The organism is Pseudomonas sp. CAN1 (genome assembly GCF_030462585.1).
Taxonomy (GTDB): Bacteria; Pseudomonadota; Gammaproteobacteria; order Pseudomonadales; family Pseudomonadaceae; genus Pseudomonas.
Map to the genome: position 1 here is coordinate 71,513 of NZ_JASMRU010000008.1, position 11,560 is coordinate 83,072.

The following is an 11,560-nucleotide window of genomic DNA, read 5'->3' on the forward strand; positions in this document are numbered from 1 at the left end:
GCGGCCGAGTTCAGCCGGTTTTCCCGATGCGCACCTTGCTGCGGTGGAACCGGCAGCATACGCCGTTGCGGCGGGGGCTTGCCATCGGGGGAGACGAGCGTGACGGGCTGATCTGATAACGCGAGGAAAGCGCTGTAGGAGCGAGCTTGCTCGCGAACCGCCCAACGAAGGTGCCGCCGGGGAATCCGTTCGCGAGCAAGCTCGCTCCTACGAAAAGCCCGCTGTCAGTGCAGGATCTGACTGAGGAACAGCTTGGTGCGGTCCGACTGCGGGTTGTCGAAGAACTGGTCCGGCGGCGCCTGTTCGACGATCTCGCCCTTGTCCATGAAGATCACCCGGTTCGCCACGGTGCGGGCGAAGCCCATCTCGTGGGTTACGCAGAGCATGGTCATGCCGCTCTGCGCCAGGCCGATCATGGTATCGAGCACTTCCTTGACCATTTCCGGGTCGAGCGCCGAGGTGGGTTCGTCGAACAGCATGATCTTCGGCTTCATGCACAGCGCGCGGGCAATCGCCACGCGCTGCTGCTGGCCGCCGGAGAGCTGGCCGGGGAACTTGTGCGCCTGCTCCGGGATGCGCACGCGCTCCAGGTAATGCATGGCGACTTCCTCGGCCTGGCGCTTGGGCATCTTGCGCACCCACATCGGCGCCAGGATGCAGTTCTGCAGCACGGTCAGGTGCGGGAACAGGTTGAAGTGCTGGAACACCATGCCGACTTCGCTGCGGATCGCCTCGATCTGCTTGAGGTCGTTGGTCAGCTCGGTGCCGTCGACCACGATGCTGCCCTGCTGGTGTTCCTCCAGGCGGTTGATGCAGCGGATGGTGGTGGACTTGCCGGAGCCGGACGGCCCGCAGAGTACGATGCGCTCGCCCTGCTTGACCTCCAGGTTGATGTCCTTGAGCACGTGGAACTGGCCGTACCACTTGTTCACGCCCTTCATGGTGATCATCACATGATCGCCGACGGCCGGCTGTGCGGTCTTTTGGGTGGCTTCAGACATGACGATTCACTCCTAACGCTTGTGGCCGGTGTCCAGCTTGTGCTCCAGGTGCATGGAGTAGCGGGACATGCCGAAACAGAAGATCCAGTAGACGACCGCAGCGAACACATAGCCTTCGGTGGCCATGCCCAGCCAGGCCGGGTCCGCGGTGGCGCGCTTGATGCTATTCAGGAAGTCGAACAGGCCGATGATGATCACCAGGCTGGTGTCCTTGAACAGTGCGATGAAGGTGTTGACGATGCCGGGGATGACCAGCTTGAGCGCCTGCGGCAGGATCACCAGGCCCATGGTCCGCCAGTAGCCCAGGCCCATGGCGGCCGCGGCTTCGTACTGACCCTTGGGAATGGCCTGCATGCCGCCGCGCACCACCTCGGCGATGTAGGCGGCCTCGAACAGCACCACCATCACCATCGCCCGCAGCAGCTTGTCCAGGTTCATGCCCTCGGGCAGGAACAGCGGCAGCATCACCGAGGACATGAACAGCACGGTGATCAGCGGCACGCCGCGCCAGAACTCGATGGTAGTGACGCAGATGACCTTGATCGCCGGCATCTTCGAGCGCCGCCCGAGCGCCAGCAGGATGCCCAGCGGCATCGCCCCGCAGATGCCGACCGCAGCGATCACCACGGTGAGCATCAGCCCGCCCCAGGAACTGGTCGGCACAGTTTCCAGGCCCAGAAAGCCGCCATGCAGCAGCCAGTAGGCGACGATCGGCAGCGCCACCAGGAAGCCCAGGCCGTACTTGGCCTTATGCAGGAAGCGCTTGAGGAACAGCGGCGCCGCGCCGAACACCACGAACAGTACGGTGAGGTCCACGCGCCAGCGCAGCTCCTCGGGGTAGAAGCCGTACATGAACTGGCCGAAGCGCGAGCCGATGAACACCCAGCAGGCGCCCTCGCGGGAGCAGTCGGCGCGGGTTGTGCCGGTCCAGTCGGCCTTGATGATCGCCCACTCCAGCAGCGGCGGCAGGATCAGGTAGACCAGGTACAGGCCGACCAGGGTCAGCAGGGTGTTCAGCCAGCTGGAGAACAGGTTGGCGCGCAGCCAGCCGAGGACGCCCACGCTCATCGCCGGTGGCGGCAGGTCGGGCTTGAAGGTATGAGTTGCCATCTTCTGCTTACCTCTCGACCAGCGCGATGCGCTTGTTGTACCAGTTCATCAGCAGCGAAATGCTGATGCTGATGGCCAGGTACACGCTCATGGTGATGGCCATGGTTTCGATGGCCTGGCCGGTCTGGTTGAGCACCGTGCCGGCGAACAGCGAGACCATGTCCGGGTAGCCGATGGCGGCCGCCAGCGAGGAGTTCTTCGCCAGGTTCAGGTACTGGCTGGTCAGCGGCGGGATGATCACCCGCAGCGCCTGCGGGATGATCACCAGGCGCAGGGTCTGCCCCGGGCGCAGGCCGAGGGAGCCGGCGGCTTCGGTCTGGCCATGGCTGACCGCCTGGATGCCGGCGCGCACCGTCTCGCCGATGAAGGCGGCGGTGTAGACCGACAGCGCCAGCACGATGGACACCAGTTCCGGGATCACCACCCAGCCGCCGCGGAAGTTGAAGCCCTGCAGCACCGGCACGTCCCAGTGGAACGGCGCACCAGCCACCAGCGACACCAGTCCGGGTATCAGGATCAGCAGCGCCAGGCCGCTGAGGAATACCGGGAAGGCCTTGCCGGTGGCATGGCGGCGGGCCTTGGCCCACTTCCAGATCACCGCCCAGCCGACGATGGCCAGGATCACCGCGACGATGAACGGGCCGAGGCCGTCGGCGGCGATCGGCGCAGGCATCTGCAGGCCTCGGTTGTTGACGAAGAACAGGTCGCCGAAGCTGATGCTCTGCCGCGGGCCCGGCAGCGGGCCGAGCACGGCGAAGTACCAGAAGAAGATCTGCAGCAGCGGCGGGATGTTGCGGAAGGTCTCGATGTACAGGGTCGCCAGCTTGCGAATCAGCCAGTTGGGCGACAGCCGCGCCACACCGAGGATGAAGCCGATGACGGTGGCGAAGAAGATCCCCACCACGGTGACCAGCAGCGTGTTCAGCAGGCCGACCATGAACACCCGTCCGTAGGTGTCGCTTTCGCTGTAGTCGATCAGGTGCTGGGAGATGCCGAAGCCGGCGCTGTGGTCGAGAAAGCCGAAACCGGACTGGATGCCGCGGTGGGCGAGGTTGGTCTGGGTGTTGTCGAAGAGGAACCAGCCGACCGCCAGGACAGCGATGACGGCGATGATCTGGAATGCCCAGCCACGCACGACGGGATCGTTGATCGATACCCCCCGCGGGCGCTGGGCCTTGATGGAATTCTGCATGTAAGCCCTCTCGGAAGGCCGCCGGGCGACCACGGGGCTACGCCCGCGATCGCCCGGAAGGCTTCACGTCGATCGAAACAGACCGGCGCCCACACTCCGGGCGCCGGCTTGGGTCAGGTCAGCGCACCGGCGGTGCGTATTGCAGACCACCCTTGTTCCACTGGGCGTTGAGGCCACGCTTGATCTTCAGCTCGCTGCCGTCGCCGACGTTGCGGTCGAAGATCTCGGCGTAGTTACCCACTTGCTTGACGATCTGCACCGCCCAGTCCTTGGGCAGCTTGAGGTCCTTGCCGTAGTCACCCTCGGCGCCGAGCAGACGCGCGACATCCGGGTTCTTGGTGCTCTTGGCCTGTTCCTCGACGTTCTTCGAGTCGATGCCCAGCTCCTCGGCGTTGAGCATCGCGAAGAGGGTCCAGCGGGCGATGTCGAACCACTCCTCGTCACCCTGGCGCACGGCCGGGCCGAGGGGCTCCTTGGAGATCACTTCGGGCAGCACTACGTAATCGTCCGGCGCCGCCAGCTTGATGCGCTGGGCGTAGAGCTGCGACTGGTCGGAGGTCAGCACGTCGCAACGGCCGGACTCCAGCGACTTGGCGCTCTCGTCGGAGGTGTCGTAGGTGATGGGGGTGTACTTGAGGTTGTTGGAACGGAAGTAGTCGGACAGGTTGAGCTCGGTGGTGGTGCCGGCCTGGATGCACACGGTGGCGCCGTCCAGGGCCTTGGCGCTGGAAACGCCAAGCTTCTTGTTCACCAGGAAGCCCTGGCCGTCGTAGTAGGTCACGCCGACGAAGTTCAGGCCCATGGCGCTGTCGCGGGAGCTGGTCCAGGTGGTGTTGCGCGAGAGGATGTCGATTTCGCCGGACTGCAGCGCGGTGAAGCGCTCCTTGGCGGTCAGCGGGCTGTACTTGACCTTGCTCGCGTCGCCGAACACGGCGGCGGCCACGGCACGGCAGACATCCACGTCGATGCCCTTGTACTGGCCCTTGGCGTCCGCGTAGGAGAAGCCCGGAAGACCGTCACTGATACCGCACTGCACGTAGCCTTTCTTCTTCACAGCATCCAGGGTGGCGCCCGCGTGAGCGAGGCCGCTGACGCCGAACACGGTGGCGACGGTCAGCACTGCCAGGGTGGATTTCACCATCTTCATCGATCTTCTCCGTTGCTTTTTTAGTGTTTTGGAGTCCCGGTTCCACCGCCGTACCCTCGTGAGGCACAAGCAAGACATCAAACGGGATGGAGACCTGGAGGTGAGTCTAGACGGCTTGGGAAAATTCCTTCGCCAAGCCGCGAACACACCTCCGAGCGCGCAGGTCCTGCGCGCTGGAACGGGTCATCAAGGGATCATTGCGTGTGAAGGCGAAGGCCCGCCGCGCCGGCTGTTGACCGCAGCCGGCGCGGCGGGCAATGAAGCAGCCCAAGGCCTGGGTGGCGCCACTTCCGGTACAGCTTTCCGGATGGGGTCGGTAGAGTGTTACCGGAAGTGGGGCCGCACGACCTGCCGTGAGTGATAGCAAGGCGCGTACCAGCCTCGGAACCTTCACGCAAATTCGTGCAGTCAAGTCCCACAAGTTATGGCGATGCGACATCTTCTTGCATGGCCGACCTACCCGATCCTGCCCGATCCTACCCGCAGCGCCCCATCCCAGAGCGGCTGCCCCATCCTGGAGCGAACATGACCCAGCCCCTGATCCTCGACCCGTCCCAACCAGCCGACTCCTGCGTCATTTGGTTGCACGGCCTGGGTGCCGACCGTTACGACTTCGAGCCGGTAGCACAAATGCTGCAGCGCAGCTTCACCCGCACGCGCTTCATCCTCCCGCAGGCGCCGACCCGCCCGGTGACCGTGTTCAACGGCATGCCGGCGCCCAGCTGGTACGACATCCTCGCCATGGCCCCGGCCCGCGCCATCGACGAAGCGCAGCTGGAGGCCTCGGCCGACAGCGTGATCGGGCTGATCCAGGGGCAGATCGACCAGGGCATTGAAGCCAAACGCATCATCCTCGCCGGTTTCTCCCAGGGCGGTGCCGTGGTGCTGCACACCGGCTACCTGCGCTGGGACGGCGAACTGGGCGGGGTCATGGCGCTGTCCACCTATGGCCCGACATTCAGCGAAGGCATAAGCCTGCCGGCTACAAAAAGACAACTGTCCGCGCTCTGCCTGCATGGCACTTTCGATGACGTGGTGGCGCCGGCCATGGGCCGCGCCGCATACGACTTCCTGCAGGCCAACGAGGTGCCCGCCCAGTGGCGCACCTACCCGATGAGCCACGAAGTGAGCAACGAGGAACTCGGCGATATCGGCGCCTGGCTGCGGGAGCGCCTGTGATCCCCTGACCCTGCGGAGAACAAGAAGAAGCATGAACGCCCCGATCAGCAGCCTGCGTGACGTCGAAGCCCTGGAACAGGTCCCCCTGCAAGACCGCGACCTGCCGCCCAATACCTATGAACTGCTGCGCCGCTCGGCCGAGCAGTTCGGCCCGTCCACTGCCCTGACCTGCCTGCTGCAGGGCTCGGCGGCCGAGGAGCCGGTGCGGGTGAGCTACGCGGAGCTGTTCGCCCGCGTCACCCAGGCGGCCAACGCCTTCCACCGCCTCGGCGTACGGCCGGGCACCTCGGTGTCGTTCCTGCTGCCCAACCTGCCGCAGACCCACTACGTGATCTGGGGCGGCGAAGCGGCGGGGATCGTCAACGCGATCAACCCGCTGCTCGACCCCGAGCACATCGCCGAACTGATCCGCGCCGCTGATTCGCGGGTGCTGGTGACCCTGGCGCCCTTCCCCGGCACCGAGCTGTGGGACAAGGTCGCCGGCCTGCGCGAGCACCTGCCGGAGCTCAACGCCATCGTCACCGTCGACTTCGCCAACCTGCTGCCCGAACCGCAGCGCTCGGCGATCAAGGCCGCCCGCGGCGCACTGCCCGAGGGCGTGCTGGACTTCGACGAACTGCTCGCCCAGTGCCCGGCGGACCACCTGGAAAGCGGCCGGGTGATCGGCCCGGACGAAGTCGCCTCCTATTTCCACACCGGCGGCACCACCGGCACGCCCAAGCTCGCGCCGCACAGCCATTTCAACGAAGTGGCGATGGCCGAGATCATGGGCCTGAACTCCGACTACGACGGCCACGACGTGCTGCTCTGCGGCCTGCCGCTGTTCCACGTCAACGGCGTGATGGTCAGCGGCCTCGCGCCCTTCATGCGCGGCGGCGAAGTGCTGCTGGCCGGCCCCCAGGGCTACCGCAACCCGACGCTGATCCAGGACTTCTGGAAGCTGGTGGAACGCTACAAGGTCACCAGCTTCAGCGGTGTGCCGACCATCTATGCCGCCCTGCTGCAAGTGCCCAGCGAGGGCCGCGACCTCTCCAGCCTGCGCTTCGCCCTGTGCGGCGCAGCGCCCATGCCAGTGGAGCTGATCCGCCAGTTCGAAGCCAAGACCGGCCTCAAGGTCATCGAAGGCTACGGCATGACCGAAGGTACCTGCGGCACCAGCTGCAACCCCCGTGGCGGCGAGCGCCGGCCCGGCTCCATCGGCCTGCGCCTGCCCTACTGCGAGCTGAAGTCGGTGGTCCTCGACGGCGACGGCCAGTACCTGCGTGACGCCGCCGTGGACGAGATCGGCAACATCTGCCTGCGCGGCCCGACCATCTTCAAGGGTTACCTGCAGGCCAGCAAGAACAAGGACATCTGGGTCGACGGCGACTGGTTCAACACCGGCGACCTGGGCCGCATCGACGCTGACGGCTACATCTGGCTCACCGGCCGCAGCAAGGACCTGATCATCCGCGGCGGGCACAACATCGACCCGCAGATGATCGAGGAAGCCCTGCATCGCCACCCCGCCGTGGCCATGGCCGCCGCCGTCGGCAAGCCTTGCCTGAAGGCCGGCGAACTGCCGGTGGTTTACATCCAGCTCAAGCCCGGCGCGCAGGCCAGCGAAGCCGAGCTGCTGGAACATGCCGCCCGGCATGTGCCCGAGCGCGCGGCGGTGCCCAAGGACGTCTGGCTGCTGGACGCCATTCCGGTCACCGCGGTGGGCAAGACCTTCAAGCCGGCGCTGCGCCTGGACGCCATTCGTCGCGTACTGGAAGACGAGACCCGACACCTGTCCCCGGCACCGCGCATCGAGGTGGTCGCCGATGACCGCCATGGGCAGAAAGCCCGCCTGTTCGTCGGCGCCCTCGCCCCAGACTTGCGCGCCGCACTGGCCGATCGCCTGGGCGGTTACGCGGTACACATGGAGCTGCTGGAAAGCTGATGAAACACCCGGCCGACCGCCGGTCGGCCGGGTCTGAGTGCGAATTGCCAGTACCCGAATCTCGCCGATACTCAGGGCTCAATGTGCGAAATGGACTACAGGGAGAGTCAGTCGTGCGCATCTTCAGCCTCCGTCCGCCCACCGCTGCGCCATGAAAGCCGCGCAGTGGAACGAGGACGTCCGCCAACTCCAGCATTTGCGCCTGTTCCAGAACGTGGCCGCGGCCAACCTGGAAACGCTGCTCAAGGARTTCCGTGCCTGTGAACTGGAGCGCGGGGAAATCCTGCTGTCGCCGTTCAACCGCAACCATTTCCTTTATATGGTGCTCTCCGGGCACCTGGCCGTGTACCTGGGCTCGCTGGACAACCAGCCGGTGACCACCCTGCGCCCCGGTGAATGCGCCGGCGAGATCAGCTTCATCGACAGCGACCACCCTTCTGCCTACGTGGTCGCCAGCGAGCCGACCACCGTGCTGCGCCTGCACCGCGAGGCGCTGATCGGCCTGTTCGAGCAATCCCCGCAGATCATGCAGAACCTCCTCTCGGTCCTCTGCGAGCGGGTGCGCCAGGGCAACCGGATCATCCTCGACACCGAGCAGAACGCCAACATCGACACCCTCACCGGGCTGTTCAACCGGCGCTGGCTGGAGCACATCTACGACCGCGAGAGCACCCGCTGCGCCTTCAACGAGCAGCCGCTGTGCATGCTCATGCTCGATGTCGACCACTTCAAGAACTACAACGACGAGCACGGCCACCTGTCCGGCGACTACGCGCTCTGCCTGGTCGCCCACACCCTGCGCAGCCAGCTGCGGCCCAAGGACAGCATGGCGCGTTACGGCGGCGAGGAGTTCGTCATCCTCCTGCCGGAAATCGCCATCGAGGAAGCCCGCCGCATCGGCAACCGCCTGCGCCAGAGCCTGGAACAGGTCGCCTCCTTCTATTCCCCGGTGGGCATCCTGCCCGGCGTCACCGTGTCCCTGGGCCTGGCCCAGATGGACTTCCAGGAAAACCTGCCAAGCCTCATCCAGCGCGCCGACGGTGCCCTCTACGAGGCCAAGCAGAAGGGCCGCAACTGCCTCTGCGGTTGAGCCTGCTCACCTGCGCCCGCCCTTCTGCTAGATTGCGCCCCAGCCAAGCTCAGACAAGAGCACCCATAACAACAAAGCCGGGAAGCTGACATGCGCAAACTCCTGATCATCCTGCTGGTCCTGCTGGTCGTCGGCCTGGGGATCTTCTTCAACCTGCCGGGCTACATGGACCGCAAGATGAACACCGTGGCCAGCCCGCCACCCTACCCCGCCTCGCCGCAGGCCCAGGCGCTGCACCAGAGCCTGTTCGTCGCCGACCTGCACGACGACGTCCTGCTCTGGGACCGCAACCTGCTGGACCGCCACGACCATGGCCACACCGACCTGCCGCGCCTGCTCGAAGGCCACGTCGGCCTGCAGGTGTTCTCCACCGTCACCAAGACCCCGCGCGGCCTGAACTACGACAGCAATGGCGACGACAGCGACAACATCACCCCGCTGGTGATCGCCCAGCGCTGGCCGGCGCGCACCTGGAACAGCCTGCTGGAGCGCGCGCTGTACCAGGGCGAACTGCTGGACAAGGCCGCCGCCGACAGCAATGGCCGGCTCACCCTGATCCGCAGCCGCGACGACCTCACTCGCTACCTCGCCGCCTGGCAGAAGGACCCCAAACAACTTGCTGGCGTGCTCGCCACCGAGGGCCTGCATCCTCTGGAAGGCAAGCTGGAGAACATCGACCGCATGTACGACGCGGGCTTCCGCATCATGGGCCTGACCCACTTCTTCGATAACGAAGTCGGCGGCTCCGCCCACGGCCTGAAGAAAGGCGGCCTGACCGAGTTCGGCCGCGAAGTGATCCCGCGCCTGGAAGACAGGAAGATGCTGATCGACCTGGCCCACGCCTCGCGCCCGCTGATCGACGACGTGCTGGCCATCGCCAAGCGCCCGGTGATCGTCTCCCACACCGGCGTTGCCGGCACCTGCCCCGGCCCGCGCAACCTCACCGACGCCCATCTGCGCGGCATTGCCCGCACCGGCGGGGTGATCGGCATCGGCTACTGGGACGGTGCGGTCTGCGAAACCTCCGTGGAGGCCATCGTCAAGGCCATGCGCTACGCCGCCGACAAGGTCGGTGTAGAACACGTGGCGCTGGGCTCGGACTTCGACGGCGCGGTGAATGCCCCCTTCGACACCACCGGCCTCGCGCAACTGACTCAAGGCCTGGAGAAAGCCGGTTTCAGCGAGCAGGACATTGCCGCAATCATGGGCGGAAACGTCCGCCGGCTGCTGCTGGAGAACCTTCCGTAGGCCAAGTCAATAGGCAGAATGCCCGTGGCACTTCGCCCTGCGGGCATCTTGCATTACACTGGCGGCCGTTCATTCCTTAACCAGTACGAGACCAACGTGCTCAAAGCACTCAAGAAAATCTTCAGCAAGGGTGATGGCGAGCAGCCCGTCACCACGCCGGCAGCCCCCGCACCCGCTGCCTCCGAGCCCGCCCCGAGCGGCGAAAAGCGTCCTCGCAAACCGCGTAATCCGCGCCCACCCCGCGATGCAGCCGCGACCACCGACGGCGCCGAGAAGCCGGCCCGCGGTCCGAAGAGTGACAAACCCCGCGCCGAGCGTTCCGACAAGGGCGAACGCGGCGAGAAACGCGAGCATGCTCCCAAGCAGGAGCAGGCCAAGGCCGAAGGCGCCGACAAGCCCCGCGAGCCGAAACCGCGCCGCGAGCGCAAGCCGCGCCCGCCGGTGGTGGACAACTGGAAGCTGGAAGACTTCGTAGTGGAGCCTGCCGAAGGCAAGACCCGCTTCCACGACTTCAAGCTCGACCCGCGTCTGATGCATGCCATCCATGACCTGGGCTTCCCCTACTGCACGCCGATCCAGGCGCAGGTTCTGGGCTTCACCCTGCGCGGCCAGGACGCCATCGGCCGCGCCCAGACCGGCACCGGCAAGACCGCCGCGTTCCTCATCTCGATCATCACCCAGCTGCTGCAGACCCCGCCGCCGAAAGAGCGCTACATGGGCGAGCCGCGTGCGCTGATCATCGCGCCGACCCGCGAGCTGGTGGTGCAGATCGCCAACGACGCCATCGGCCTGGCCAAGTACACCGGCCTGAACGTCATGAGCTTCGTCGGCGGCATGGACTTCGACAAGCAGCTGCGCACCCTGGAATCGCGCTTCTGCGACATCCTGGTCGCCACCCCCGGCCGCCTGCTGGACTTCAACCAGCGCGGCGAGGTGCACCTGGACATGGTCGAGGTGATGGTGCTGGACGAAGCCGACCGCATGCTCGACATGGGCTTCATTCCCCAGGTCCGCCAGATCATCCGCCAGACCCCGTACAAGGGCGAGCGCCAGACCCTGCTGTTCTCCGCCACCTTCACCGACGACGTGATGAACCTGGCCAAGCAGTGGACCGTCGACCCCGCCATCGTCGAGATCGAGCCGGAAAACGTCGCCAGCGATACCGTCGAGCAGCACGTCTATGCCGTTGCCGGCAGCGACAAGTACAAGCTGCTGTACAACCTGATCGCCCAGAACGACTGGACCCGCGTGATGGTCTTCGCCAACCGCAAGGACGAAGTGCGGCGCATCGAGGAACGTCTGACCAAGGACGGCATCAGCGCCGCCCAGATGTCCGGTGACGTTCCGCAGCACAAGCGCATCAAGGTCCTGGAAGGCTTCCGTGAAGGCAAGATCCGCGTCCTGGTCGCCACCGACGTTGCCGGCCGTGGCATCCACGTCGACGGCATCAGCCACGTGATCAACTTCACCCTGCCGGAAGACCCGGACGACTACGTGCACCGCATCGGCCGTACCGGCCGTGCCGGCAGCACCGGTACCTCCATCAGCTTCGCCGGCGAGGACGATGCCTTCGCCCTGCCGCCGATCGAGGAACTGCTGGGCCGCAAGATCAACTGCGAAATGCCGCCGACCGAATTGCTCAAACCGGTCCCGCGCAAGCACTGATACT

The 11,560-nt window shown here is 65.8% G+C and carries 9 protein-coding genes; 5 read left to right on the forward strand and 4 right to left on the reverse strand.

The window, feature by feature from the left end:
* Positions 1-224: 224 nt before the first annotated feature.
* From QO207_RS13685 to QO207_RS13700, 4 genes are all read right to left on the reverse strand, one after another.
* Complete coding sequence (locus QO207_RS13685; protein ID WP_301532925.1) at positions 225-1,001, reverse strand: amino acid ABC transporter ATP-binding protein; 777 nt, start codon at positions 999-1,001, stop codon at positions 225-227.
* Positions 1,002-1,013: 12 nt separating this feature from the next.
* Positions 1,014-2,111 (reverse strand): amino acid ABC transporter permease, encoded by a 1,098-nt coding sequence (locus QO207_RS13690; protein WP_192435276.1) that lies wholly within the window; start codon positions 2,109-2,111, stop codon positions 1,014-1,016.
* Positions 2,112-2,118: 7 nt separating this feature from the next.
* Positions 2,119-3,303, reverse strand: coding sequence for an amino acid ABC transporter permease (locus QO207_RS13695; protein ID WP_301532926.1), 1,185 nt, complete (start codon positions 3,301-3,303; stop codon positions 2,119-2,121).
* A 118-nt stretch (positions 3,304-3,421) separates the two neighbouring features.
* A complete protein-coding gene (locus tag QO207_RS13700) occupies positions 3,422-4,450 on the reverse strand; it encodes an amino acid ABC transporter substrate-binding protein (protein ID WP_301532927.1) in 1,029 nt (342 codons plus the stop codon).
* Positions 4,451-4,975: 525 nt separating this feature from the next.
* Between QO207_RS13700 and QO207_RS13705 the strand changes: the two genes are divergently transcribed.
* The 5 genes from QO207_RS13705 to rhlB all read left to right on the forward strand — a co-directional run bounded on the left by QO207_RS13705 (position 4,976) and on the right by rhlB (position 11,556).
* Complete coding sequence (locus tag QO207_RS13705) at positions 4,976-5,629, forward strand: alpha/beta hydrolase (RefSeq protein ID WP_301532928.1); 654 nt, start codon at positions 4,976-4,978, stop codon at positions 5,627-5,629.
* A 31-nt stretch (positions 5,630-5,660) separates the two neighbouring features.
* Positions 5,661-7,553 carry an acyl-CoA synthetase gene (locus QO207_RS13710; protein ID WP_301532929.1) on the forward strand — a complete coding sequence of 631 codons (1,893 nt, stop codon included), beginning with the start codon at positions 5,661-5,663 and terminating at the stop codon, positions 7,551-7,553.
* 151 nt (positions 7,554-7,704) lie between these two features.
* Positions 7,705-8,643 (forward strand): GGDEF domain-containing protein, encoded by a 939-nt coding sequence (locus QO207_RS13715; RefSeq protein WP_301532930.1) that lies wholly within the window; start codon positions 7,705-7,707, stop codon positions 8,641-8,643.
* 90 nt (positions 8,644-8,733) lie between these two features.
* A complete protein-coding gene (locus QO207_RS13720; RefSeq protein WP_301532931.1) occupies positions 8,734-9,891 on the forward strand; it encodes a dipeptidase in 1,158 nt (385 codons plus the stop codon).
* 96 nt (positions 9,892-9,987) lie between these two features.
* Positions 9,988-11,556, forward strand: a complete 1,569-nt coding sequence (gene rhlB / locus QO207_RS13725; RefSeq protein ID WP_301532932.1) for an ATP-dependent RNA helicase RhlB — start codon at positions 9,988-9,990, stop codon at positions 11,554-11,556.
* The last annotated feature ends 4 nt before the right edge of the window (positions 11,557-11,560 follow it).